Consider the following 24,989-nt stretch of genomic DNA (forward strand, 5'->3'; position numbering starts at 1 on the left):
CAGGTATGAAAATCATTGTGGATGCGTTTGGCGGGGATAACGCCCCTCTCGAAATCATCAAGGGCTGCGCTGAGGCGGTCAAGGAGCTGGATCTGGATATTATGCTCACAGGCGACGAGAAGGAGATTCGCCGTGTGGCGCAGGCAAATCAGATCCCGCTTGATCGCATCGAGATCGCGGATGCTCCCGATGTCATCACGATGGAGGACGCCGCCGGGGATATTCTGAAATCGAAGAGCAATTCCTCCATGGCGGTCGGCCTGAAAAAGCTTGCGGAGGGCGCGGGGGATGCGTTCCTTTCCGCCGGCAATTCCGGCGCGCTCGTCGTGGGTGCGACGATGATTGTCAAGCGCATCAAGGGTGTCAAGCGTGTGGCGTTTGCCCCCGTCATGCCAAAGAACAAGGGCTTTTTCATGCTGATCGACAGCGGCGCGAATGTGGAATGCAAGCCGGAGATGCTGTGCCAGTTCGGCGTGATGGCTTCGATCTATGTGGAAAAGGTCATGGGCGTGGAGAGTCCGCGCGTCGGCCTGGCCAACGTCGGCGTGGAGGACCACAAGGGCGGCGAATTGCAGCATCAGGCGTTTGCATTGCTCAAGAATGCTCCGATCAACTTCATCGGCAACATTGAGGCCCGCGATATCCCGGATGACGCCGCCGACGTCGTGGTGGCCGATGGCTTTACCGGGAACTGTATCCTCAAGCTGTACGAGGGTGTCGCGATGGTCATGATGCGCAAATTCAAGGGAATTTTCCAGAAGAGCCTGAAAAACAAGATTGCGGCTTCCCTGATCCTCAACGACGTAAAGGGCCTGAAAAAGGAAATGGATTACAATGAGTACGGCGGAGCGCCGATCATGGGCGCGGCCAAACCGGTCTTTAAAGCGCATGGCAGCTCGACAGCCAAAACAATCAAGAGCGCTCTGCGGCTGACGAAGGCGTATGTGGCCGGAAACGTGGTGCAGGAGATTGCCGATTCCATCCAGGCGCTGAAGGGGGCGGAGGAAGGATGAGCCGAGCCAGACAGACGGCTCCCGCTCCGGACTGGAAGGGGCTGGAGAAGAACATTGGATATACCTTTCACGACATTGGTCTGCTGAAAAACGCTCTGACACATTCCTCCTACGCGAACGAGAGCAAGAAATCCTCCGGCAGCAATGAGCGTCTGGAATTTTTGGGAGATTCCGTGCTTGGCTATGTGGTGGCGGATTACCTGTTCCGCAACTGCCCGCATCTGCCGGAGGGTGATTTGACCAAGACGCGCGCCGCACTTGTCTGCGAGAAGGCATGCTGCGGTTTTTCCCGTCAGTTGGAAGTGGGGAAATATCTGCTTCTGAGCCATGGCGAGCAGAATTCGGGCGGCAATGCCCGCCCCTCCATTCTGGCGGATGCCTTTGAAGCCATCATTGCCGCGATTTATCTGGACGGCGGCATGGAGGAGGCCCGCACATTCATTCTGCGCTTTGTCAAACCGATGATTCAGACGGCACGTCCGAAACCATTCAAGGATTATAAGACAATGCTCCAGGAAATCATTCAGAAAAACCCGGAGGAATCGCTGGAATACGTCCTGACTGGGGAGAGCGGGCCGGATCATGACAAGCATTTTTCCGTCGAGGTGCATCTGAACTCCAATGTGATCGGCAAGGGCGGCGGGCGCAGCAAGAAGGAAGCGGAGCAGCAGGCCGCGCGCGAAGCCCTTGAGCTGATGGGCTACTGATGCGCCACGCAAACGCGGCGGTGTTTGTGCCGCACAACGGCTGTCCGCACCGGTGCAGCTTCTGCAACCAGAATACCATCACAGGCAGCGCCGCACAGCTTGGGCCGGACGACGTGAGGGCGGCGGCGGAGCGCGCAGCACAGACGCTTCCGCCCGGTGTACCGACAGAATTTGCCTTCTTCGGGGGCAGCTTTACGGCGATCGGCCGCGAGAGGATGCTTTCTCTTCTCGGCGCGGTGCAGCCATACCTGCGCGCGGGTGTGTTTTCCGGGATTCGCTGTTCGACGCGGCCCGACTGTGTTGACGCGGAGATCCTTTCGCTCTTGAAGGATTGCGGCGTGAAGGCGGTGGAGCTGGGCGCGCAGAGTATGGATGACGCAGTGCTGCGCAAAAATGGGCGCGGCCATACCGCGGCGGATGTGGAGACCGCTTCCCGGCGGATCCGGGAAGCGGGGCTTTCCCTTGGGCTTCAAATGATGACCGGGCTTCCGGGCGACACGCCGGACGGGGCGCGAGAGACGGCGCGCCGCCTGGCTGCCATGTCCCCCGATACGATGCGGATTTACCCGGCGATTGTCCTGCCCGGCACGGCAATGGCGCGCTGGTATGAGGATGGTTCCTATCAGCCGATGGAATTGGACAGCGCGGTGGAGCTCTGTGCCGATCTGCTTGATTTTTTTGAACAGCGAGGGATCCGCGTGATTCGGCTGGGGCTGCACAGCTCGCCGAAGCTGGAACGGGACAGGCTGGCCGGGCCGTGGCATCCGGCCTTTTGTGAGCTGTGCCGCAGCCGGTTGTTTCTGCGCAGGATGGAAAAGGCGCTGGCGGGCGATCCAGCGCGGCAGGCGTATCAGATTCTCGTTTCTCCCCGCGACCTGTCTGCGGCTGTCGGCCAGAAACGGGCCAATGCTGATGCATTGCACCGGATGGGCTATCCGGTTTCGTTTGCGGCGCGGGAGGAGATTCCGCGCGGCTTTTTTGCCGTCTGTTCCCAAGAAGGAAAACCATGCCGGTTGGTTGCGCCGGACGGCGGCGAGAGTGAGATGGTTTAAGAAGGAGGGCATGGCTGCTTGCGTTTAAAATCTCTGGAATTGCAGGGCTTCAAAACCTTTCCCGACCGGACAACCCTGTCCTTTGACAGCGGTGTGACGGCGGTTGTCGGTCCAAACGGCAGTGGAAAAAGCAATATTTCGGATGCGATCCGCTGGGTCCTGGGGGAGCAGTCCGCCAGGACGCTTCGCTGTGCCCGCATGGAGGGACTGATCTTCAACGGGACGCCGCACCGCAAGGCACAGGGTTTTGCGGAAGTGACCCTCACCATCGACAACAGCGACCGGGGGCTCAATTTCGACAGCGATGAGGTAGCGATCACCCGCCGCTACTACCGATCCGGCGAAAGCGAATACCAGCTGAACAAAGCTGCCGTCCGTCTGCGCGATATTATGGAGCTGTTCCTTGATACGGGGCTTGGCCGTGACGGCTACTCCATGATAGGGCAGGGCAAAATCGACAGCGTGGTGGCTGCCCGAAGCGAGGACCGGCGCGAAATTTTTGAAGAAGCTGCCGGAATCGCCCGGTTCCGTTACCGTAAAGAAGAATCGGAGAATCGTCTGGCGCGTGCGGAAGACAATCTTCTGCGTTTGCATGACATCGTTTCCGAATTGGAGGAGCGCGTAGGACCTTTGAAGGAGCAGTCGGAAAAGGCACAGAAATTCCTTGCGCTGTCCGAGGAAAAACGCACGCTGGAAATCGGCCTGTGGCTCGATACGCTGGAGCGATCCGGCCGGATTCTGCGCGAGCACGAGGATAAACTGCTGGTCGCCCGCAGCCAGTATGAGGACGCGGAAAAGGCCATCGAGGCGATTGACGCGGAGATCGATCAGGTGTTCCGCGAGAGCACGGCCTGCACGGCAAAGGCCGACGAGCTGCGCCAGAAGGGTTCGTCTTTGGAAGAAGCGGCGGCGCGCAAGGACGGGGAAATCTCCGTTATGGAAAACGATATCCTGCACGCCAACGAGAATATGGCCCGTTTGGAGCGCGAGATGCAGGAAGCGGCGGAGTCCGGCCGCGGAACCGACGCGGAAATCGCGGAAAAGCGGGCGCAGATCGAGGAAAAGAACCAACAGGCCGAGCAGGTGCAGGAGGAGGAGCGCACATGTGTTGCCGCTCTGGATGAGCTGCGCCGCGGCATGGACGAGGTCAGCGGACGGATTGCCGATCTGTCCCGTGCCATTGCGGACCATACCACGGAATCCACCGAAGCGCGCGTCGCGGCGGGGACGGCGTCCTCCTCCGTGGAGGAACTTCGCCTGCGCCGGGAATCCGCCGAGGCCAGCAGCCGGGAAAAGCAGGAGCGCCGCGCCGCGCTGGAGGCTGAGCAGGAGGATTATGCCCGGATGCTCGCGGAGACGCGCGAGCGGATTGACGCGCTGAAAAACGCGGTGCGGGGCCGTGAGATCCGTCTGGACAGCCGCCGCAAAAAAGCGGAGGAAGCCCGCAAGCAGAGCGAAGCGCTGCACCTCGACACACAGGAGCGCGAACGCCGCGCCCGCCTGCTGGAGGATCTGGAACGGAACATGGAGGGTTTTTCCCAGAGTGTCAAAACGGTGATGCGCGAGACAAAGCGCGGCACACTGGGAGGTATCCATGGCCCGGTGTCACGTTTGCTTGAGGTACCCCCGCGCTACGCCGTGGCGATTGAGACGGCCCTCGGCGCGGCCATGCAGAATATCGTGGTCAGCACGGAGCGCGACGCGAAGCTTGCCATCGGTCTGCTCAAGCAGCGCGACGCGGGCCGCGCCACCTTCCTTCCCATCTCAACGATCCGCGGTTCGCTGCTGCGGGAGCAGGGGCTGGAGGATTGCGCCGGCTTTGTCGGCATCGCCGGGACGCTGTGCGGCTGCAAGCCGGAGTATGAGGGGATCCTGCATTCCCTGCTCGGGCGGATTGCAATCGCGGAGGATCTCGACAGTGCCGTTGCTATTGCCAAGCGCTATTCCTACCGCTTTCGTGTCGTCACGCTCGACGGCCAGGTTGTCAACGCGGGCGGTTCGCTGACCGGCGGTTCGCTGGCGCGCAATTCCGGTCTGATCAGCCGAAAAGCGGAGATTGAACGGTTCCGCGCCGAGGCGGCGGAGTTGGCGGCCCAAATGGAACAGGCGCAGGCACAGTGGAAAGCGCTTCAGGAGGAGGCCTCCCACGAGGAAGCGGAACTGACCGCCAGCCGTGCGGAGCTCGCCACTGCGCAGGAGGACGCCGTCCGCTTTGAGACGGCGGAGAAGAGCGCTGCCGCTTCGCTGGAAGCGCTGGCACGTGATGAAGAAGCCCTTCGCAGGGAGGATGAGGAATCCGCCCGCCGTCTGGAGGAGCTCGAACGTGTCCGTCAGGAGGCGGAAGAGCGGGCCGCGCGGGCCGCGGAACAGATCGCCGCGCTGCAGGAGCAGCTCAACGCCATTCGCGCCAGCCGTGACGAGGCGACCAGCCGCTCCGATGAGCTGACAGCCCGCTTGCAGGAGCACCGTCTCCGCTTGCTTGAAATGCGCAAGGACGTGTCCGCTCTCGAAGCGGTTATTGAGGAGCTGGAGCGCCGCCGCGCCGGTCATGAGGACCGTGTGGAAAGCCTCCGCCAGGAGCGGCAGTCCGTGGAGGATTCCCTGGCTGGGATCCGGGAGCGGATGGATGCGGCCCGAGTGGAAGCGGAGCAGCTCCGCACGGAAGCGAAGCAGGCTGCGGCAGGTGTGGAAAACGTAAACCGGAAGCGCATGGAGCTGGAACAGCAGACCACTGAGCTGCGGATCCGGGAGCGGGAAAAATCGGCCGAGCGGGAGACGATAGGCCATGAAGTGGCCCGTCTTGAGGAGCGCCGGGGGAACCTGCAAAAGGAATACGATGAGATTACCGCCCGTTTGTGGGAGGAATATGAGCTCACACGCCGTGAAGCGGAGGAAGCATACCATAAACCGGAGGATCCCCAGCAGTCACGCCGCCGTCTGAATGAAATCAAGACGGGGATCAAGAATCTCGGAGCCGTCAATGTGGCGGCCATTGAGGAATATAAGGAAGTCAGCGAGCGCTATACGTTTTTGACCTCTCAGATGGCGGACGTGGAGCAGAGCCGCGACAGCCTGCGCCGCCTGATCACAGAACTGACCAAGCAGATGAAGGATCTGTTTTTGGAGCGTTTTGCTGAGATTTCGCGCCATTTTACGGAGGTGTTCCGCGAGCTGTTCGGCGGAGGAACGGCGGAGCTGTCCCTGAGCGATCCTGAAGACGTGCTGGGGTGCGGCATTGACATTGCCGTGCAGCCGCCGGGCAAGATTGTCAACAATCTGGAAAGCTTGTCGGGCGGGGAAAAGGCGCTGGTGGCCATTGCGCTCTATTTTGCCATCATGAAGGTCAATCCGCCTCCGTTCTGTGTGCTGGACGAGATCGAAGCCGCGCTTGACGACGTCAATGTAACGCGCTTTGCCGCCTATCTGCGGCGCATGAACCGGCGCACGCAGTTCATCGCTATCACGCACCGACGCGGCACCATGGAGGAGGCCGATATTTTGTACGGTGTGACCATGCAGGATGAGGGCGTGTCCAAGCTTTTGAAAATGTCCGCCGCGGAGATTGAGCAGCATCTGCTGGCTCAGAAAAATGCGTGATGCACGCGCCGTCTGCGGCGTGTGCAAAGCCGGAAACCAGCCTTGACGGAGCGGCGGTTCGGCTGTACAATAAAAACAAAGCTGTGCCGTCCGTTTTGGTACAGCGCGATTCTTCCGACAGGGGAGGCTTTTATGGGACTTTTTGCAAAGATTAAGGAAGGGCTGAAAAAGACAAGAGAAAACGTCAGCACCTCCATCGAAAAAATGCTGCATTCCTTCCAGAAGATTGACGACGAGCTGTTTGAAGAGCTGGAAGAGCTGCTGGTGCTCGGGGATGTCGGTGTGCCGACGGCGGAGCGCATTTGTGAGGAATGCCGCCGTCAGGTCAAGGAGCGCAAGATCAGCGATCCGGAAGAAATTTATGGCTTGATTCAGGAAATTACCGCCGATATGATGCGCGGCGGCGAAGCGCTGGACGTTTCCACGAAGCCCTCGGTGGTGCTTGTGATCGGCGTCAACGGCGTGGGAAAAACAACGACCATCGGCAAGCTGGCTTATCGCCTGAAGGGTGAGGGCAAGCGTGTGATTCTGGCTGCGGCCGATACCTTCCGTGCGGCGGCGATTGAGCAGCTGGAGGTTTGGGCGGAGCGCAGCGGGTGCGATTTGATCCGGCAGGGAGAAGGCAGCGATCCGGCCAGCGTGGTTTTTGACGCGATCTCGGCGGCAAAGGCGCGCGGTGCGGATGTGGTGATCTGCGATACGGCGGGCCGTCTGCATAACAAGAAAAATCTGATGGCTGAGCTGGAAAAGATCAACCGGATCATTGACCGTGAGCTGCCGGGCGCGGCAAAGGAAGTGCTGCTGGTGCTCGACGCGGCCACGGGCCAAAATGCTGTCAATCAAGCGCGCGAGTTCCAGAATGCAGCCCACATCACGGGCATTGTCCTGACCAAGCTGGACGGCACGCCGAAAGGCGGCGTTGTCATCGCCATTCGGGAGGATTTGAAGATCCCGGTGAAGTTTATCGGCGTGGGCGAGCAGCTCGACGATTTGCAGCCGTTTGACGCGGACGAGTTTGCGAAGGCACTGTTTGAGCACTAAGGGGGGGTTGAAAAATCATAATCACCGTCTTTTTCCCCAACAGCGGCTGCTTTCTGCGTCAAAAATGCTCGGAATCCGAAAAGGATTCCTGTGCTTTTTTCCTGGAAATCCCCTCGCTCTGGGAAAAAATCCGGCATTTTCTCTATTTTCAAACAACCCCTAAAGGAGAGAGCTTTTTGGAAAAATTTATCATGGCGACCCATAACCGCCACAAGGTGACGGAATTGCAGCGCATTCTTGCGCCGCTTGGGATCGAGGTAGCCACCGCCGATCTGCCGGAGGTGGAGGAAACAGGAAAAACCTTTGAGGAGAACGCGGAGCTGAAAGCGCGGTCGGCCTGTCAGGCGACCGGGCTTCCCAGTGTGGCGGACGATTCCGGAATTGCTGTCGATGCTCTGAATGGTGCGCCGGGCGTTTACTCCGCCCGCTATGCCGGGCCGGACGCGACCGACGAGGACCGCAACCGCAAGCTGCTGGACGAGCTGCGCGACGTGCCGGACGAGGAACGGACAGCGCGCTTTGTCAGCGCCGTCTGCTGTGCCTTCCCGGACGGGGAAACCATCACGGTGACAGGCGTGTGCGAGGGCCGCGTGGCTCATGCGCCGCGCGGGACGGATGGATTTGGTTATGATCCCGTTTTCCTGGTGGGAAAAAAGACATATGCGGAGCTGACACCTTCGGAGAAGGATGCCGTCAGCCACCGTGGCAAGGCGCTGCGCCTTTTGGCGGAACGCCTGCGGGAAAGAAATCCAAAGGACTAACAAAGGACTGACACAGAAAGAGGTGATCCCATGCTTACCAGCAAACAACGTGCGTATCTGCGTTCTCTGGCCGTGGATCTCGACACCATCCTGATGGTAGGGAAATCCGGCATGAGTCCGGAGCTGACCAAGCAGGCTGACGATGCTCTGGAAGCCCGCGAACTGATCAAGGGCAAGGTGCTGACAGAAACCAGCCCTCTTTCGCCGCGCGAGGCCGCGGAAGAGCTGGCGCAGGCGACTTCTTCCGAGGTTGTCCAGGTGATAGGGTCGAAATTTGTCTTGTTCCGCCAGAAGGCGAAGGAATCCAAATACCAGCTGCCGAGGGCGCCGCGGGGAGTGTGAGAGCTGTGACAAAGATGAGGCTGGGTGTTTTCGGCGGTACCTTCAATCCGATCCATTTCGGCCATCTGCACATTGCACAGGAGTTTGCCCGAATGCTCGGGCTGTCTCAGGTCCTGTTCGTTCCGACTGCCATGCCGCCTCACAAACAGGCAGAGGATTTGGCTCCGGCGGCAGATCGCTTTGAGCTTTGCCGCATGGCCGTGCGGGATCATCCATTCTGCCGTGTCAACGATACAGAAATCCGGCGCGGTGGGAAAAGTTATACGGTGGATACCCTGCGTATCCTGACAGAGCAGTATCCGGATACCAGACTTTTTCTGCTGATGGGAGAGGATATGTTCCTGACACTGCAAAACTGGCGCGAGCCGGAGAAAATCTGGCAGATGGCGGATATCTGTGCCGCGCCGCGCAGCGCGGAGCCAGGGGACGAGCTGTATCTGCATCAGGAATATCTCGAGACGCTTGGCGCGCGGGTGCACATCTGTCCCATCACCTTTTTGTCGGTTTCCTCCACAATGGTGCGCGAAAAAGCCGCAAGAGGAGAGAGTCTTGCGGGTCTCGTTCCGCCGCCGGTGGAGCGGTATATCAAAGAGCACGGTTTGTACCGGCGTGCCTGAAATTTCAAAAATCCGAAAGGGGGCTTTTCCGTGACAGCACAGGAGGCAAAAAATTTGATCCGTCCGATGCTTGCGGATAAGCGGTACCATCATTCTCTCTGTGTGGCGAAGGAGGCTGTGCGTCTGGCAAAGCGTTTCGGCGAGGATCCGGAGAAGGCAGAGCTGGCCGGGCTTCTTCACGATATCACGAAAGAGCTTCCCACGGAGAAGCAATTGAAAATGATGGAGTCGTTTGGTATAATACTAACGGATGTTGAGCGCCGCAGCCGGAAGGTTTGGCATGCGATGCTCGGCGCCGTTTATCTGGAACGCGAATGCGGCGTAACCGACCCGGAAATCCTTGGTGCGGTGCGTTGGCATACGACGGGAAAGGCCGGGATGACGCTTCTGGAAAAAATCATTTTCACGGCGGATTTTGTCTCGGAGGACAGGGATTATAAAGGAGTGGAGAAGCTGCGCCGTCTCGCGGAGAAAAATCTTGAGGACGCGATGCGGGAAGGAACCTCCTTCACACTCGCGGAGCTGGCGTCTCATTGTGAGCTGATCCATCCGGATACCCTGACCCTTTACAACAGCCTTCTGCTGGAGCGGGAGGCCGCCGGAAAAACCGGTAAAGAATAACAATGCAGGGGAGAGAGGTTATGCAGCCGAAAGAACTGGCGATTGCCGCTGTACAGATTCTGGATAAAAAGAAAGCGGACAATGTCCGTCTGATTGATATTTCGCAGATTTCCACGCTGGGGGATTACTTTGTGCTGGCCACCGGTACAAGCGCCACACATGTCAAATCTCTGGCGGACGAGCTGGAATTTCAGCTCAAGGAAAAGGGCGTTCCTGCCGGACGTGTGGAGGGATACCGTTCCAACTCGTGGATCCTGCTTGATTACGAGTCGGTGATCATCCATGTCTTTACCCCGGAGGCGCGCGCCTTCTATGACTTGGATCGTCTGTGGCAGGATGGCGTGCCTGTTGCCATAGAGGAATTCCTTGACACAGAGTAAATCACAGGCTGTCAATAAAGCGAAAAAGCGCCAACTTGAAGTTTTCACCAGCCTTTTTTCGACAAAAGCGGAATCTTTTTTGTAAATTAACACAGTAGGAGCGACAGCAGCATGAAGTGTGAAAAGTACGACCACAAGCTCTTGGAAAAGAAATGGCAGGATCGGTGGGAGGAAGCAGGGGTCTACCATGCTTCCACGGATTACAGCAAGCCGAAATTCTATGCCCTCGTCGAGTTCCCTTATCCGTCCGGCCAGGGCCTGCATGTGGGGCATCCGCGTCCGTATACGGCGCTCGATATCGTGGCAAGAAAGCGCCGCATGGAGGGGTATAATGTCCTGTATCCCATCGGCTGGGATGCTTTCGGCCTTCCCACGGAAAACTATGCCATCAAAAACCATGTGCATCCCGCGGAGGTAACGAAGAAGAATGTTGCCCGCTTTAAGCAGCAGATCCAGTCCTTGGGCATTTCCTTTGACTGGTCCCGCGAGATCAACACCACGGATCCCGATTATTACAAGTGGACGCAGTGGATTTTCCTTCAGCTCTTCAAACACGGCCTCGCTTATAAAAAGGAGATGGCCGTGAACTGGTGTACCTCCTGCAAGTGTGTGCTGGCAAACGAAGAGGTGGTCGACGGTGTGTGCGAGCGCTGCGGCAGCCCTGTAGTGCACAAGGTGAAGTCCCAGTGGATGCTCAAGATCACCGAGTACGCCGACCGCCTGATCAACGATCTCGATCTGGTTGATTATCCTGAGCGCGTGAAAGCGCAGCAGAAGAACTGGATCGGCCGCTCGACCGGCGCGGAGGTGGATTTCACCGCCACAACGGGAGATAAGCTGACGATCTTCACCACCCGTCCCGACACGCTGTATGGCGTGACCTACATGGTGCTTTCGCCGGAGCATGCTCTGTTGAACCAGTGGAAGGACCAGCTTAAAAACTGGGACGAGATTCAGGCCTATCAGGAGGCCGCTGCCCGCAAGTCCGACTTTGAGCGCACCGAGGTGGCAAAGGATAAAACGGGCGTGCGTCTGGACGGTGTGGCCGCCATCAACCCGGTCAATGGCAAGGAGATTCCGATCTTTATCTCGGACTATGTTCTCACCACCTACGGCACCGGCGCCATCATGGCTGTGCCGGGTCACGATACGCGCGACTGGGAGTTTGCAAAGAAATTCGGCCTGCCGATCATCGAGGTTGTCAAGGGCGGCGACGTGGAGAAGGAAGCCTTCACCGACTGTGATACCGGCGTGATGGTCAATTCCGGCATTCTGGACGGGCTGTCCGTGGAGGACGCCAAGGTGCGCATTCGCGAGTTCCTGGAGGAGAAGGGTATTGGCCGCAGCAAGGTGAACTTCAAGCTGCGTGACTGGGTGTTCTCCCGCCAGCGCTACTGGGGCGAGCCGATTCCGATTGTGCACTGCGAGAAGTGCGGCTTTGTGCCGCTGCCGGAGAGCGAGCTTCCGCTTCGCCTGCCGGATGTGAAATCCTATGAGCCGACCGACAACGGCGAATCCCCGCTGGCCCATATGACAGACTGGGTGAATACGACGTGCCCGCACTGCGGAGGGCCTGCCCGCCGCGAGACGGATACCATGCCCCAGTGGGCCGGTTCCTCGTGGTATTTCCTGCGCTATATGGATCCGCACAACAGCGAAGCTCTTGCCTCCAAGGAAGCGCTGGAATACTGGTCCCCCGTCAACTGGTACAACGGCGGCATGGAGCATACGACACTGCATCTGCTTTACAGCCGTTTCTGGCATAAATTCCTGTATGATATCGGTGTGGTGCCCACGGTGGAACCGTATGCCAAGCGTACCAGCCACGGCATGATCCTCGGCGAGAACGGCGAGAAGATGAGCAAGAGCCGCGGAAACGTCGTCAACCCGGACGATGTGGTGCGTGAATACGGCGCGGATACGATGCGTCTGTATGAAATGTTCATCGGCGACTTTGAGAAGGCCGCCCCGTGGAACCCGGCCAGCATCCGCGGCTGCCGCCGCTTTTTGGAGCGCTTCTGGAATTTCCAGAACATCCTGACGGAGGGCGGTCTGCGTCCGGCGCTCGAAACTCCCTTCCACAAGACCATCAAAAAGGTTGGGGAGGACATTGAAAACCTGAAGTTCAACACAGCGATCGCCGCGCTGATGAGCCTGATGAACGATGTGTACGACACCGGCTCCATCACCAAAGAGGAGCTGCGCCTGTTTACCATTCTTCTGTCGCCCTTTGCGCCTCATGTGGCGGAAGAGCTGTGGGAGAATGTCGGCTTCGGCGGAGGCTTTGCCTGCCTGCAGGCATGGCCGTCCTACGAGGAGGACAAGTGCCGCGAGAATACGGTGGAAATCGCGGTTCAGGTGAACGGCAAAGTGCGTGCGCGCCTGACCATCGCGGCGGATCTGTCGAAGGAGGACGCCATTGCGGCGGCCAAGGCCGAGGAAAAGATCGCTTCGGAGCTTGCGGGCAAAACGATTGTGAAAGAGATCTGTGTTCCCGGCAAGCTGGTCAATATCGTCGCGAAGTAAAAAAGAAAATAAATAATAAACCGTGCCCTTCCGATGTTTTGCGATCGGAAGGCGCACGGTTTTTTTCCAGTAAATCCACAAGGGGAGGCAGGCTGCCGTGAGTAGCACGGAGCACTGTATGGAAGGGAGATAGAATCTTTTGGCGGAGGTTTTGACAAAGGCGGGCGTACTGCTCGCCATGATTGCATTGGGGTATGTATTTAAGCGCGCTCGCCTGTTTGGGCGCAGTGACTGCGAAACGGTTTCCAAACTTGTATTCCGCCTGACGCTGCCGTGCGCGGCGGTGACAGCGTTCAGCGAGAGCTTTCAGCAGGATCTCACACTGTATCTGGTTATGGTGCTGGGTCTGGCGTCGGATGTTCTTCTGTGGGCAGGAGCCTTTCTGGTGACGCGGAGACGGGGGGAGGAGGTGCGCGCCTTTTATACGCAGAACGTGTCCGGTTATAACATAGGGGCGTTTACACTTCCGTTTGTGCAGAGCTTTCTTGGCTCATCCGGTGTGGTGACAGCTTGTATGTTTGATATGGGTAACGCGCTGATGTGTACAGGCGGCAACTATGCCATCACCTCCACACTTATGGGAAAAACGGAGGGAGGACGCTTGAAAACCTTTCTGCGCCGCTTGTTTTCCTCCGTCACCATTGACACCTATCTGGTGCTGCTTGTGCTGGGAAGCATGCACGTTTCTTTGCCGGGGCCGGTGCTTGCGTTTGCGGAACGTGTCGGGGCGGCGAATCCGTTCCTTTCCATGATCATGATAGGGATGATGATGGAATTTTCCTTTGAGGCGGACAGTGTGAAAAAAGCAGCTCTGACATTGGGGATCCGCTATGCGGCGGCCACAGCGTTCTCCCTTTTCTTTTATTATGCGCTTCCCATCCCGCTGGAAATCCGGCAGATCCTCGTTCTGCTCAGCTTTTCGCCCATCCCCTCTATGTCTCCATATTTTACGGAGCAGATCTGCGGTGATGGTTCGCTTTCCGGTTTCACCGCATCTTTTTCGTTTGTAATCAGCGTAGCATGCATTACAGCTCTGATTATTACAATGGGGATTGGCGTCTGATTACCAGCTCAGGATCCCAAGGAAAAAGAGCGCGGCAATTCCCGCCGCTTCCGCGAGAAAAATAAGCGGGATCCCGACCATGAATTTTGGATGCTTCGTTTTGTGATGGATTCGCCGCATTGTAAGATACATCGCAGCACTTCCGCCGAGAGCGGACAGCCATAGCAGTGTCCTTTCCGGAACACGGCGCTGGCGCTTCTGTGCATGCTTCTTGTCTAAAACTGTCACGAAAACGGAGATTGCACTGATCAGACAGAGCCAGATCAGGATGGCAGGCAGAATGGTGCGGATTGTCATACCTTATTCCTCCACGGCATAAAAATAGTACGGTAAAAAGATTGTACCGGATTTGGGCTTGTTTGAAAATGGGGAAAAAGACGATGTTTATGATTTTTCAAACAAGCCCTAGGGACAAGATGTCAAAAGAAAGGCGTGGTGCGAATGGGGTTGCGTTTTCTGAAGCGTCACAGTATTCTGGCAGGGGCCGCTTTGCTTCTCTGTGCGGTGCTGGCAACGGTTCTGTTGGGCGGCGGGGAAGAAGAAACAAGCGTTGTGCTACAAAGCTCCGCTGTGGAGGAATCGTCTGTTTCCATGGTGTCCAGCTCCGTCTCCACGCAGGAAACGCTCTCCTCAGCGATGCAGCAGACCGCTTCCTCCGAGGCTTCCCTTGCGTCACAGGGGGACTCTTCCGCCGTTGCCGCTTCCGTGGCGGTGGAAACCCAGAAAGAGATGCGCGGCGTCTGGGTGCCTTTCATGACGCTGGACAGAAGCAAGGAGCAGGATCAAAGCGAGGCGGCCTTCCGGGAAATGTTTTCTGAGATTGTTTCCGGGGCAAAACAGTATGGAATGAATGCCCTGATCGTTCATGTGCGTCCCTTTGGGGATGCTCTGTACCGTTCCGATTTGGTTCCGTGGAGTCATATTGTCACAGGAACACAGGGTAAGGATCCCGGTTATGATCCGCTGGCAATTATGGTGGAAATGGCACATGAGCAGGGGCTCGAGCTGCATGCCTGGATGAATCCCCTGCGCATCCAGATGAACGATACGCCGTCTGTTCTGGCAGAGAATAACCCTTGGAATCTCTGGAAGGACGACCCGGAAAAAGCTGGGTGGGTGGTGCAGAGCGGACAGGGCAAGTATTACAATCCGGCCTATCCTGAGGTGCGCGCCCATATTGCTGCCTGCGCGGAGGAGATTGCTTCCCGCTATGATGTGGACGGCATCCAGTTTGATGATTATTTTTATCCCACGCAGGACGCTTCCTTCGATGAAGCCGCGTATCAGGCGTATGTGGACGAAGCTTCCCAGAGCGGGACAGCGCTTTCTCTTCAGGAATGGCGGGCCGCCAACATCAACGCGCTGATTTCCGAGGTGTACCGCCGCGTCAAGGCTGTTAACCCGGACGCTCAGTTCGGCATTGCTCCGCAGGGAAATCTCCAGAATGACTGGAACATGGGTGCGGATGTCGCTTCCTGGTGCAAGGCAAAGGGCTTTCTGGATTATATCTGTCCACAGCTCTATGTCAATTTTGAGAACCCTACACTTCCCTTTGGCACAGCGGCGCAGACCTGGAAAAATCTTGTCCGTGATCCGGACATCAAGCTGTATTTTGGCCTTGCGGTTTATAAAGCCGGTTCCGACGCAGACGATGGAACCTGGAAAACGGCAGATGATATCCTTGCACGCCAGGTCAGCTTGGGGCGTACGGTGGAGTGCGATGGCTTCCTGTTTTATTCATGGGATTATCTGGCGGCCGAACAGACAAAAGCCGAAGTAGAAAATGTAATGAAGGTATTGAATCAGGAATCTGTTTCCCATGAGGGGGATTCCTGATATACAAAAAGGAGAAATGATGAAGGATTATACAAAAACTAATGCGGAAACCATTGATCAATGGGTGCAAGATGGCTGGGAGTGGGGGAAGCCAGTCTCCCATGAGGTGTGCAGCCGTGTGCGGCAGGGAGAATGGGATGTTCTTCTCACCCCGATAAAACCTGTCCCACATGACTGGTTCCCACCGCTTGCCGGGTGCTGTCTTTTGGGACTCGCTTCCGGAGGAGGCCAGCAGATGCCGGTCTTTTCCCTTTTGGGAGCATCCTGCACCGTACTTGACTATTCCACCCTCCAGCTGGAGAGTGAGAAAGCGGTGGCGGAGCGGGAAGGCTACGCGATCGAAATCGTACAGGCAGATATGACAAAGCCTTTTCCGTTTGCAGAAGAGAGCTTTGACTGTATCTTTCACCCGGTTTCCAATTGCTATGTGGAGGAGGTCGCACCCATCTGGCGTGAGTGCTTCCGCGTGCTCAAACCCGGCGGCGTTCTTCTGGCCGGAGTGGACAATGGGATAAACTACCTTTTTGAGGAGGATAACGCCGCACTGGCCCGTCCTTTGCCGTTCAATCCTCTGCGGGATGCGGAATTGTACCGCCAAAGCGTGGAGAACGGAGACGGCATCCAGTTTTCCCACACCACGGAGGAGCAGCTTCGCCCGCTGCTGCGTGCGGGATTCCACCTTCTGGATTTATATGAGGATACCAATGGATATGGTGTTCTGGAGACTTACCGTGTACCGACTTTTCTTGCTTTTCTGGCACAAAAACCGCGTGGAAGCGTTTGAGCAGCGTCATACGCAGATATTTTGCTTGTGCCTGGAGAAGTTCGTACGGACAAAAAACGGCGCCGCCTGAAAAAGGCTGCGCCGTTCTCTGTTCTGTTCGTTTAATACTTATCGTAATAAGCGTCGGAGGAAGCTATGGGGGTTTCGAAATCGTAGTCGGAGGAAACTTGCTCTTGATAAACCGTGCTCTTGTTCGCCAGTTTAAATTTGCCGACAAGTGATTTCAGCATGCTTGCCTGTCCGGAGAGCTCCTCACTCGCGGCGGCGCTTTGCTCAGCGGTGGCAGAGTTGGTCTGAACCACACTGGACACCTGATCCAGTCCCTGTGCGATTTGAGCGGCAGCCTCCGCCTGTTCCGAGGAAGCTTCCGCAATCCGCTGGATGGATGCTACCACCTTCTCCGCCTGCTCTGCGAATTCTTCCAGTCCCGCCGCGGTATTCTCGGCCAGCACGCTGCCATTTTCCACGGCCTTGATGGAATTCTGAATCATTTCTTGCGTATTTCTGGATGCTTCCGCGGATTTTCCGGCGAGATTTCGCACTTCATCAGCCACAACGGCAAAGCCCTTTCCGGCGACACCCGCACGGGCCGCTTCCACTGCCGCGTTCAGTGCAAGGATGTTTGTCTGGAATGCAATATCGTCAATGGTTTTGATAATGCCCTGGATTTGCTGAGACGTTTCCTTAATCTCCTGCATAGCGGAGACAAGATTCTGCATTTTCTGCTGGCTTTCCTTGATTTGAACGCCGGTGGAGGTTGTCAGTTCATTCGCGGAGTCCGTATCCTTGGCATTTTGCCGGATCTTTTCATTGATTTCCTGTACAGTAGCGGCAAGCTCCTGAACGGAACTGGCCTGTTCCGTGGAACCCTGGCTCAAGGCCTGCGCGCCGCTTGCCACCTGATCAGCGCCTGTGGCAACCTGGTTTGCAGCGGTGTCAATTTCACGGAACGCTTCACTGAGAGATGCGCTTATTTTTTTCATAGACAATGCAATTTCAGAAAAATCACCGATGTATTCCAGATCCATTTGAATATTGAAATTGCCCTGTGCGATCTGCATCAATTTGTCATGGATATCCTCAATGTACTTTTTCAGCTGCTTGCGCATCTGATTTACAGCATAGGTGAGCATTCCAAGTTCGGAAGTGTCCTCCACCATTTCCGTTGTGGAAGACAGGTTTCCTTTTGAGAAATCCAGCATTTCCCCTTGAATAACCTTGAGTGGGCGGATGATCTTTTGTCTGGTAAACAGGGTGCTGAAAATCTGGAATGCAACAATGATGCATACCAAAATGACAACGATCACCTGCATAACATGTACCGTACTTTGCTCTTGGTTGATTTCAGCTGTAAGGCGCGTCTGAATGGTATTTAAAAATTTTTCCTGGAGAGACTGAATTTCTGCTAGATCGGTGTTGTATTCTTCTCCAAACACATATTGAATCGCGGACTGAATATCTCCATTCATAGCGGCGTTCATAGCGCCTTCTTCCAGAGGAACCAGGTTGTTCGATATTTCAGACATTTGTGCAAACAGAGCTTTTTCCGCTTCTGTAATCCCAACCTTCTCCATTCGGCTGTATACGGTCTCACGGTTCTTGAGATTGTTTACTTCATTCTGATAATTGTTGTAATAGGTTTCGTCTCCTGTGGCGGCACAGGCTCTGGCCTGTTCTGTCAGGTAACCCGATGCGTCAAGGAACTGCTGCGCGGCCGATGTCAATTCCTGTTTGTTTGCATACATTTCCATGGCGCGGTTGTTCGTGTAAACGGAAAACGAAAAGGCTAAGGTCAAAGCGACCACTAATATAACGGTTCCCAGGTTCAATGCTGTCAACAGAGTGGATTGTTTTACTGCTTTTTTCATATGAGTGCTTCCCTTCCTGGCTTTAATTCGCGGTGCCGCATGGTTTAAGCTTTTCGTTACACCTCTTCTCTTTCCTTATGCACAGATAAAAAGTGAAAGGTATTTTCTTCAACACATGTCAAAAAAATATGTCAAAGAAAATACCTTGCTCTTGCCGCTTTCCTGTTTGCAGGCACTTCGTGTCTGTGCGGGCCACAAGCTGTGTCTTTCAGGATCAAATGTTTGCGGATGCGCTGGCCGGTTTCTGACGGATGGTGATAAAGTATAATACCAGTATAATCCATATGGATATAAAAACAACATTTTTTAACAAGTTATTCATTTTTGTTGGTTTTATCTATTTTTATTTTGCGTCTGCATCAAAAAGCCCGGAGAGATCGTTTGAATCTCTCCGAGCTTTCCGCGTTTTATAGAAGAGTTACATCGTTATTTTTCGCCGGCGGCGCGGCGGGCCTGTTCAGCGGCGGCTTCCGCTTGTTTCATCGGTTCCCGTCCGAGGAAAAGAAGCAGGCCTCCCACAGCAAAGAGAACCAGCAGGCTGAGGATGCCGACGGAGGAACGGCCCGTTGCCCCCGTCACGACGGCCACGAGGAAAGGACCGACCACAGTGGCAAATTTGCCGAAGATATCGAAAAATCCGAAGTATTCATTGCTTTTGTCCGGCGGAACCAGACGGCTGAAATACGAGCGGGAAAGGGCCTGAATGCCGCCCTGCACGGTGCCGACCAGGAAGGCCATCATCCAGAACAGGATCTGAGCCGTGCCGATGGCCTGCTCGTCCACTTCAATAATATAGCCCATGTAGAAGCCCACCACGCAGATCAGGAAATACACACCGATCGCGATGCCAATCATGCGGACAGCGCCCAGCTTTTTCGCGAGCCGTCCGAACAGAATGGAGCACGGCATGGCGACGATCTGTGTGACCAGCAGGGCCAGAATCATACCAACCGTGTCCAGGCCAAGTGTGCTGCCGTAGGAGGTGGACATGTGAATGACGGTTCCCACGCCGTCAATGTAGCAGAAATAAGCAATGAGATAAAAGAACAGTCCTTTGTTTTTCACAATGCTTCGCAGAGTGCGGCCCACATTTGTGAAAGCCGCGGAGGCCATGTGCTGCGGTTTGCCGTCCAGATAATACTTCTGGTGAACGTTGCGCATCATAGGGATGCTGAACAGGCCCCACCATACGGAGGTCAGCACCACCACGAGCTTCACGGCTGTGGGGTTGTCCATTCCCATGGCAAGAAGGATGCCGATGGAAATGAGGAAGGGGATGGTGCTTCCGCCGATATAGCCCATTGCGTAGCCCCAGGCGGATACCTTATCCATGCGTTCGCGTGTGGTCACATCGGTGAGGAAGGAATCGTAGAACAGGCAGGAGCCTGCAAAGCCAATATAGGAAAGCACATAACCGACAAGGAGCATTTGCCAGTTGTCAAAAATGGCCATGATCAGTGTGCAGAATACACCGATCAGCATGAAGAAGGTGAAAAATTTCTTTTTCATCCCCTTGTAATCTCCCAAAGAGCCAAGAATAGGAGCCAGAACGGCCACGATGAGCGTTGCCAGTGAAGTGCCGTAGCCCCACCACTGCATGCCGCTGGTGTCACCTCCGCAGACTGCGGTAAAATAAATGGGGAAGATGGCCGCCATAATATTGGTGGCATAGACGGAATTGGCCCAGTCATACAGGATCCAGCTTTTTTCCTGTTTGGTGAATTTCTCCTTTGTCGCGGATGCCATAAAACTCCCTCTTTCTGTATGTGATCGATGCAATACCCTCGTTTCTATTTTGACAGATCGTGGAGAAATGTCAACTCATAATTTCTTTACAATGTAAAATTTGTGCAAAAACTTCAAAGAGAAGCGAGGCTGCCGGTGCAAAATTCCGCGTAAGCTTCCTGAAGAAGAACGGGACGCAGTTCGCCGGAGCGGATTTCGGAGGATACCACATGCACCGGTGTATAGTTGCTGGTGTACCCCTCCCATACGCCAGGGGCACATGTCTGTTCAAACAGAACCAGTTCCGTTCGTCCCAGCTGAGTCTGGAAAAAGGCTTCCTTTGTGCGCTGAGTTGCCGCAATCATGCGGGCGCTTCGCTCCTCCTTTTCCTTTTTGGAGACCTGATCCGGCATTTTGTCTGCCACAGTGCCGGGACGGCGGGAGTAGGCAAAGACATGCGCCTTGGCAAAGCCGATCTCCTCCGCAAAAGCCAGGGACTCCTGGAATTCCTCCTCCGTTTCACCCGCAAAGCCCACCATGATATCCGTGGTGATGGCTGCATTGGGGAAGGCGGCACGCAGGTTCGCGACAATGCGGCGGTATTCCGCTGTATCGTAGTGGCGGTTCATGCGCCGCAGAGTGGCGTCGCAGCCGCTTTGCAGGGACAAATGAAACTGCGGGCAGAGTTTTTCCTGGCGCGCCATTCGTGCAATGACAGGCTCATCCATCTGCTCCGGTTCCAGCGAGCCGAGACGCACGCGCGCAATCCCCGGGACGGCGCAGGCCGCCTCCACCGCGTCGCAAAGGGAAAGGCCCAGCTCCTGCCCGTAAGCGGAAAGGTTGATGCCCGTCAGCACCACCTCGCGGTAGCCGTTTTCTCCCAGCTCCGCGAGTTCGTTTTTCAGTTCTTCCAGTGGTTTTGAGCGCACGCGCCCGCGCGCATAGGGGATAATGCAGTAGCTGCAAAAACGGTTGCAGCCGTCCTCGATTTTCAGAAAGGCGCGCGTACGCTCGTGGAATTCACGCACCTGCATGGATTCAAAGCGTTCCCCTGTCTCATGCTTTCCGATATCCACGATCCGCTCATGAGTCCGCAGAAAGGTCTGCACATGGGGAACAAGAGAAGCGCGGCTGGTATTTCCCAGCACAATGTCGGCGTCTGAAAGGGCGGCAGCCGCTTCCGGAAAGGCCTGCGGCATGCAGCCTGTGAGCACCAGGACAGCGGAGGGGGCGGCACGTCTGGCGCGGTGCAGCGTCTGGCGCACCTTATGGTCGCTGGCCGCGGTGACGGTGCAGGAGTTAACGAGAATCACATCACTCTCCTCCTCGCAGGCCGCCGCGGTAAATCCTGCCCGGCACATCTGCGACAGCATGACCTGTGTTTCGTATTGATTTACCTTACAGCCAAGCGTGATGGCAAAAACCTTCATGAAAAAACTCCTTCCGATGGGCTTGTTGTTCCCCATACAGGGGAAAAGAGAAAATAGACAGATCAAACTGTCGAGATTTCAGAGGAATTCAGGGGATTCTCTGTCAATAATCCATATTGACCATAGCGTTGCGGTGTATTATGATCAAAAGAAAGCAACAACAGGAGGAATGAAAGATGGTAAAAGAGAATATCATGCTTTCGAGCATTGAAGCAGTCAAAAAGTTTGTTTCGATTACCACGAAATATGATTTTCAGATTAATCTGACAACCGATAAGTACAAAATCGACGCGAAATCCATTATGGGTGTGTTCAGCTTGGATCTTTCCAAGCCTGTAACCCTTGAGGTGGAGAGTGACGCGGCGGCTGAATTCCTCGCGGAAATCGAGCAGTTCAAGGTTCAGCAGTAAGATTGCTGCCCGTGCGGCAGGGAGGGGATCATCCCCTCCCTGCTTTTTTATTCTCCCGTTTGTGCTTCCAGGCGCTCGGAAAGCTCTGTCCAGCGGGAAAAGAGATCCTCGTTTTGTATGCGGGCTTCCTCCAGCTCAGAGGAGATCCGTGCCACAGCTTCATAGTCCGCCGCCGTTTCCGGATCGGCAAGCTGTGTTTCCAGCGCCGCGATTCGTTCCTCTGTTTCCGCAATTTCCGTTTCCAGCCGGCGCAGGGCAGCTTTGTCCTTGCGCAGAGCAGCCTGCTGTTCTTTGCGCACACGATACTCCACAGCGCGCGCGGAGGGGGCCTGCCCGGAGGGGGTCTGCTGCTCCTGTGCCTTGGCATGGGCCGCTTCAAGATATGCGTCATAGCCGCCGATCGTACAGGAGACGCCTGTTTCCTCAAAGCAGTATACCTTGTCCGCGATTTTATTGATGAGATAACGGTCGTGGGAGACGATCAGAAGTGTCCCTTCGTAGCCCTGCAGCGCGTCCTCCAGCGCTTCGCAGGAGGAGATGTCCAGATGGTTGGTCGGCTCGTCCAGCAGCAGGAAATTGTCTTGGGAAAGCATCAGACGAAGGAGCAGCACGCGGGCGCGCTCACCGCCGGAGAGGGCGGATACCGGCTTGAACACATCATCCCCAAAGAAAAGAAAAACGGCCAGCGCATTGCGTACCTCTGTCTGTGTCATGCGGGGATAGGCGTCCCAGATTTCGTCCAGAACGGTTTTGTTCAGATCGAGATTGGCCTGGATCTGGTCGTAATACCCGACGTCGATTCCCGCGCCAAAGCGGATTTCTCCCCGATCCGGTTTATATTGGCCGAGCAGCGTTTTCAGGAAAGAGGTTTTTCCGCAGCCGTTCGGGCCGATCAGAAAGACCCGTTCGCCGCGCCGCACATGCAGATTCACACCCGAAAACAAATGGTTTTCCCCAAAGGAGAGCGCCAGATCCTCTGTGATCAGCACATCGTTGCCGCCGCGCTGATGAATGGGGAAGGTAAAGCGGAGGCTTTCGGGCGCGTCCTCCGGTTTTTCCAGTGTGCTTTCCAGACGTTCAATCACCTTGAGCTTGCTTTCCGCGGTGCGGATGTTTTTTTCCCGGTTCCATTGGCGCTGCTGAGCTACAACGCCCTCCAACCGGGTGATTTCCCGCTTGGTATTGTCGTATTTGCGCTGCATGGCAAGCCGGTTTTCTTCTTTCTGTGCCAGAAAAGCCGTGTAATTCCCCCGGTATGCCGTCAGGCGTCCATGTTCCATTTCAAAGGTGCGCTGGGTGATTCGATCCAGAAAATAACGGTCATGGGAGATGACGAGAAAGGCTCCGTGATAGGCACGAAGGAAATCCTCGAGCCATTCCACGCTCGCAATGTCGAGATGGTTCGTCGGTTCGTCAAGCAGCAGAAGGTTTGCGCCGCTGAGCAGCATTTTTGCAAGCTGAAGCTTGGCCTTCTGCCCGCCGCTCAGGACGGCGATCGGCTGCGCCATCTGCGTGTCGTCAAAGCCAAGGCCCATCAGAGCCGAACGTGCCCGCGCGCGGCAGGTCAGACCACCCTCGCGCTCAAAGCGTTCCGTCAGGGCGGCCTGCCGCTCGATCAGCTCGTCCAGATTGCCCGCTTTCGCCTGAAGCCGGTGATTGATTTCCTCCAGTTCCCGTTCTATCTCCAAAAGAGGGGAAAAGACGGAGAGCACCTCGCTGTAAGCGCTTTTTTCCAGATCGCGGCAGACATGCTGCTCCATGTAGCCGATTACGGCGGAATTGGCCTTGTAGATTTCGCCCCCATCGCTGGGAAGATCCCCTGTCAGGACGCGAAACAGCGTCGTCTTTCCGGAACCGTTCACGCCCACCAGGCCGATATGGTCACCCTCCTGGATCTCGAACGACGCGCCCGAGAAGATGACGTCGGTGCCGAAGGATTTCTGTAAATTGCTGGCGCTGAATAATGCCATATGGATACGCTCCTCATTCTGATTCCAATGCCCTGATTCACACGTTCCCCGCTGGAAACTTTTCCCTTGCAAAGGATACGGATCAATACAGGGTCAAACATTTTTATTATATCAGCTTTCGCTCTGTTTGTCATGATCAGCTTTTGACTGCTCCGGTATTTGTGAGGTGAGAGCGGATAGGGGAAGGCCGTTGAAGGGAGGGCCCCAGTGCTTGTCCTTTTGGTTCAGCAGAAAGGCGAGTGCCTGCTCGTTTTGGGGAAGCGGGATCCCATTGTATTCGGCGACGATTTCCGCCTGCCGGATGTAGTACATCGCGCTGGATGGTGAGTTCGGTGTTTCCTCCTGTGACCAGTCCTCCGTGACGGCGTTTCCCAGACAGTCCAGAAGCTGGCGCAGAATGGTATCCGCAAGGAGAGGCAATGCGCGGTATTCCTCTCGTAGTACAGAAAACTCCTCCTCGAACATGCGGTACCGATCCGGGAGAGGCTCCTCCCAGTCTCCCTCTTCCTCCCATTCCACCCAGTCCTGGCAGGAGGCAATCGTTTCCGGGTCCAGATTGGAGGTATAGGCCACCCATTCCCACACGTTGTCTGTCTGGGTGATATCCCATAAAATCTCCAAAAGACGTTTCCAGCGGGTGAAATCCAGCCTGTAATACCGCAGGACTTCTTCTATGCACAGGATCAGATAAGCGGCTTTCGCCCGGCCGGAGATGGAAAAGCATCTATGCTGCTTCCACCGCCGCTGTTCCTGTTTTTGGGCTTTTTCTTTTCTTCTCTGTTCCGGCTTTTTGTAAAGCAAAACGCAATAAAAAAAGAGAAGGATAGCCGCTCCCGTCAGATAAAGCAAAACAAGATGCTGGGTCAAGAAGCAGATGACGTATCCGGCCACGATGGCCACCAGGATGCATAGCACAATGCCAAGAAGCTGTATCCAGCGCTTTCTCCATTTTTCCAGTTTCATATTCCCTCCGAAACCCAATCAGAGCTTTCTGTCCCCATATCTGTTTGCGGGATTGAGCCGGTTTTTTTATTATTGTAGCATCGTTGAGAGAAAATGGAAAGTTGTTTTGCCGGGCTGCTTTGAGATGTTTGGCGTTCGACTGTAAAAAAGGCACATGGATGAAATCCATGTGCCCAGCTTGTAGAAAAACCTGCTCCGGCAATCAAGCCAGAGCAGTTTTTTGGTTTGTAAACAAGAACCCAAAGGGAAAAAGGAGCGAAATGTCAGGCGTATTTTCGCGCAA

The 24,989-nt window shown here is 55.7% G+C and carries 22 protein-coding genes; 15 read left to right on the forward strand and 7 right to left on the reverse strand.

The window, feature by feature from the left end; genetic code table 11:
* Window positions 1–5 precede the first annotated feature (5 nt).
* From plsX to B5F35_RS06640, 12 genes are all read left to right on the forward strand, one after another.
* Window positions 6–1,013 (forward strand): phosphate acyltransferase PlsX, encoded by a 1,008-nt coding sequence (plsX, locus tag B5F35_RS06585; RefSeq protein ID WP_087239247.1) that lies wholly within the window; start codon window positions 6–8, stop codon window positions 1,011–1,013.
* On the forward strand, window positions 1,010–1,720 hold the full coding sequence (gene rnc / locus B5F35_RS06590) for a ribonuclease III (RefSeq protein ID WP_087239249.1): 711 nt from the start codon (window positions 1,010–1,012) through the stop codon (window positions 1,718–1,720). Before plsX ends, rnc begins: the two co-directional genes overlap by 4 nt.
* Window positions 1,720–2,772 (forward strand): elongator complex protein 3, encoded by a 1,053-nt coding sequence (locus B5F35_RS06595; RefSeq protein WP_087239251.1) that lies wholly within the window; start codon window positions 1,720–1,722, stop codon window positions 2,770–2,772. Before rnc ends, B5F35_RS06595 begins: the two co-directional genes overlap by 1 nt.
* Before the next feature lie 18 nt (window positions 2,773–2,790).
* On the forward strand, window positions 2,791–6,369 hold the full coding sequence (gene smc / locus B5F35_RS06600) for a chromosome segregation protein SMC (RefSeq protein ID WP_087239252.1): 3,579 nt from the start codon (window positions 2,791–2,793) through the stop codon (window positions 6,367–6,369).
* 132 nt (window positions 6,370–6,501) lie between these two features.
* Window positions 6,502–7,410, forward strand: coding sequence for a signal recognition particle-docking protein FtsY (gene ftsY, locus B5F35_RS06605; protein WP_087239254.1), 909 nt, complete (start codon window positions 6,502–6,504; stop codon window positions 7,408–7,410).
* Window positions 7,411–7,601: 191 nt separating this feature from the next.
* Window positions 7,602–8,171 carry an RdgB/HAM1 family non-canonical purine NTP pyrophosphatase gene (gene rdgB, locus B5F35_RS06610; protein ID WP_087239294.1) on the forward strand — a complete coding sequence of 190 codons (570 nt, stop codon included), beginning with the start codon at window positions 7,602–7,604 and terminating at the stop codon, window positions 8,169–8,171.
* Between the two features lie 30 nt (window positions 8,172–8,201).
* Window positions 8,202–8,513: a YhbY family RNA-binding protein gene (locus B5F35_RS06615; RefSeq protein WP_087239256.1), complete on the forward strand. Its 312-nt coding sequence runs from the start codon at window positions 8,202–8,204 to the stop codon at window positions 8,511–8,513.
* Between the two features lie 14 nt (window positions 8,514–8,527).
* Entirely contained in the window at window positions 8,528–9,130 is a 603-nt protein-coding gene (gene nadD, locus B5F35_RS06620; protein ID WP_242969423.1) for a nicotinate-nucleotide adenylyltransferase, read from the forward strand.
* A gap of 30 nt (window positions 9,131–9,160) precedes the next feature.
* A complete protein-coding gene (gene yqeK / locus B5F35_RS06625) occupies window positions 9,161–9,751 on the forward strand; it encodes a bis(5'-nucleosyl)-tetraphosphatase (symmetrical) YqeK (protein ID WP_087239260.1) in 591 nt (196 codons plus the stop codon).
* Window positions 9,752–9,771: 20 nt separating this feature from the next.
* Window positions 9,772–10,131 carry a ribosome silencing factor gene (gene rsfS, locus B5F35_RS06630; protein ID WP_087239262.1) on the forward strand — a complete coding sequence of 120 codons (360 nt, stop codon included), beginning with the start codon at window positions 9,772–9,774 and terminating at the stop codon, window positions 10,129–10,131.
* A gap of 111 nt (window positions 10,132–10,242) precedes the next feature.
* Window positions 10,243–12,657, forward strand: coding sequence for a leucine--tRNA ligase (gene leuS, locus B5F35_RS06635; RefSeq protein ID WP_087239264.1), 2,415 nt, complete (start codon window positions 10,243–10,245; stop codon window positions 12,655–12,657).
* Between the two features lie 139 nt (window positions 12,658–12,796).
* A complete protein-coding gene (locus B5F35_RS06640) occupies window positions 12,797–13,720 on the forward strand; it encodes an AEC family transporter (RefSeq protein ID WP_087239266.1) in 924 nt (307 codons plus the stop codon).
* Here B5F35_RS06640 and B5F35_RS06645 read toward each other — a convergent pair whose 3' ends face one another.
* Window positions 13,721–14,017, reverse strand: a complete 297-nt coding sequence (locus tag B5F35_RS06645; RefSeq protein ID WP_242969420.1) for a DUF1294 domain-containing protein — start codon at window positions 14,015–14,017, stop codon at window positions 13,721–13,723.
* A gap of 144 nt (window positions 14,018–14,161) precedes the next feature.
* Between B5F35_RS06645 and B5F35_RS06650 the strand changes: the two genes are divergently transcribed.
* Window positions 14,162–15,556, forward strand: coding sequence for a glycoside hydrolase family 10-like protein (locus tag B5F35_RS06650; protein ID WP_087239268.1), 1,395 nt, complete (start codon window positions 14,162–14,164; stop codon window positions 15,554–15,556).
* Window positions 15,557–15,572: 16 nt separating this feature from the next.
* Window positions 15,573–16,340, forward strand: a complete 768-nt coding sequence (locus B5F35_RS06655; RefSeq protein WP_087239271.1) for a class I SAM-dependent methyltransferase — start codon at window positions 15,573–15,575, stop codon at window positions 16,338–16,340.
* A 101-nt stretch (window positions 16,341–16,441) separates the two neighbouring features.
* On the opposite strand, the gene B5F35_RS06660 is transcribed toward B5F35_RS06655, so the two are convergent.
* The 3 genes from B5F35_RS06660 to mtaB all read right to left on the reverse strand — a co-directional run bounded on the left by B5F35_RS06660 (window position 16,442) and on the right by mtaB (window position 21,363).
* Window positions 16,442–18,208, reverse strand: coding sequence for a methyl-accepting chemotaxis protein (locus B5F35_RS06660; protein WP_087239273.1), 1,767 nt, complete (start codon window positions 18,206–18,208; stop codon window positions 16,442–16,444).
* 426 nt (window positions 18,209–18,634) lie between these two features.
* Entirely contained in the window at window positions 18,635–19,954 is a 1,320-nt protein-coding gene (locus B5F35_RS06665; RefSeq protein ID WP_087239275.1) for an MFS transporter, read from the reverse strand.
* Between the two features lie 113 nt (window positions 19,955–20,067).
* Window positions 20,068–21,363: a tRNA (N(6)-L-threonylcarbamoyladenosine(37)-C(2))-methylthiotransferase MtaB gene (mtaB, locus tag B5F35_RS06670; protein ID WP_087239277.1), complete on the reverse strand. Its 1,296-nt coding sequence runs from the start codon at window positions 21,361–21,363 to the stop codon at window positions 20,068–20,070.
* A gap of 176 nt (window positions 21,364–21,539) precedes the next feature.
* On the opposite strand from mtaB, the gene B5F35_RS06675 reads away from it, so the two are divergent.
* Complete coding sequence (locus B5F35_RS06675) at window positions 21,540–21,773, forward strand: HPr family phosphocarrier protein (RefSeq protein WP_087239278.1); 234 nt, start codon at window positions 21,540–21,542, stop codon at window positions 21,771–21,773.
* 47 nt (window positions 21,774–21,820) lie between these two features.
* On the opposite strand, the gene B5F35_RS06680 is transcribed toward B5F35_RS06675, so the two are convergent.
* The 3 genes from B5F35_RS06680 to B5F35_RS18995 all read right to left on the reverse strand — a co-directional run.
* On the reverse strand, window positions 21,821–23,743 hold the full coding sequence (locus tag B5F35_RS06680; RefSeq protein WP_087239280.1) for an ABC-F family ATP-binding cassette domain-containing protein: 1,923 nt from the start codon (window positions 23,741–23,743) through the stop codon (window positions 21,821–21,823).
* Window positions 23,744–23,854: 111 nt separating this feature from the next.
* Window positions 23,855–24,706, reverse strand: coding sequence for a hypothetical protein (locus B5F35_RS06685; RefSeq protein ID WP_087239282.1), 852 nt, complete (start codon window positions 24,704–24,706; stop codon window positions 23,855–23,857).
* Window positions 24,707–24,775: 69 nt separating this feature from the next.
* Window positions 24,776–24,989 (reverse strand): hypothetical protein (locus tag B5F35_RS18995; protein ID WP_206424023.1); only part of this gene is annotated, 214 nt, incomplete at its 5' end.

It is taken from the genome of Anaeromassilibacillus sp. An200, from assembly GCF_002160025.1.
Lineage (GTDB): Bacteria > Bacillota > Clostridia > Oscillospirales > Acutalibacteraceae > Caccousia > Caccousia stercoris.

Bases quoted from the DNA above. Each gene is read 5' to 3' on its own strand.
- rsfS (WP_087239262.1), top strand. From the start codon at position 9,772: ATGCAGCCGAAAGAACTGGCGATTGCCGCTGTACAGATTCTGGATAAA.
- leuS (WP_087239264.1), top strand. From the start codon at position 10,243: ATGAAGTGTGAAAAGTACGACCACAAGCTCTTGGAAAAGAAATGGCAG.
- B5F35_RS06595 (WP_087239251.1), top strand. From the start codon at position 1,720: ATGCGCCACGCAAACGCGGCGGTGTTTGTGCCGCACAACGGCTGTCCG.
- B5F35_RS06615 (WP_087239256.1), top strand. From the start codon at position 8,202: ATGCTTACCAGCAAACAACGTGCGTATCTGCGTTCTCTGGCCGTGGAT.
- B5F35_RS06650 (WP_087239268.1), top strand. From the start codon at position 14,162: ATGGGGTTGCGTTTTCTGAAGCGTCACAGTATTCTGGCAGGGGCCGCT.
- B5F35_RS06655 (WP_087239271.1), top strand. From the start codon at position 15,573: ATGATGAAGGATTATACAAAAACTAATGCGGAAACCATTGATCAATGG.
- B5F35_RS06680 (WP_087239280.1), bottom strand. From the start codon at position 23,743: ATGGCATTATTCAGCGCCAGCAATTTACAGAAATCCTTCGGCACCGAC.
- B5F35_RS06665 (WP_087239275.1), bottom strand. From the start codon at position 19,954: ATGGCATCCGCGACAAAGGAGAAATTCACCAAACAGGAAAAAAGCTGG.
- ftsY (WP_087239254.1), top strand. From the start codon at position 6,502: ATGGGACTTTTTGCAAAGATTAAGGAAGGGCTGAAAAAGACAAGAGAA.
- rnc (WP_087239249.1), top strand. From the start codon at position 1,010: ATGAGCCGAGCCAGACAGACGGCTCCCGCTCCGGACTGGAAGGGGCTG.
- mtaB (WP_087239277.1), bottom strand. From the start codon at position 21,363: ATGAAGGTTTTTGCCATCACGCTTGGCTGTAAGGTAAATCAATACGAA.
- B5F35_RS06645 (WP_242969420.1), bottom strand. From the start codon at position 14,017: ATGACAATCCGCACCATTCTGCCTGCCATCCTGATCTGGCTCTGTCTG.
- plsX (WP_087239247.1), top strand. From the start codon at position 6: ATGAAAATCATTGTGGATGCGTTTGGCGGGGATAACGCCCCTCTCGAA.
- rdgB (WP_087239294.1), top strand. From the start codon at position 7,602: ATGGCGACCCATAACCGCCACAAGGTGACGGAATTGCAGCGCATTCTT.
- B5F35_RS06675 (WP_087239278.1), top strand. From the start codon at position 21,540: ATGGTAAAAGAGAATATCATGCTTTCGAGCATTGAAGCAGTCAAAAAG.
- B5F35_RS06660 (WP_087239273.1), bottom strand. From the start codon at position 18,208: ATGAAAAAAGCAGTAAAACAATCCACTCTGTTGACAGCATTGAACCTG.
- B5F35_RS06685 (WP_087239282.1), bottom strand. From the start codon at position 24,706: ATGAAACTGGAAAAATGGAGAAAGCGCTGGATACAGCTTCTTGGCATT.
- nadD (WP_242969423.1), top strand. From the start codon at position 8,528: ATGAGGCTGGGTGTTTTCGGCGGTACCTTCAATCCGATCCATTTCGGC.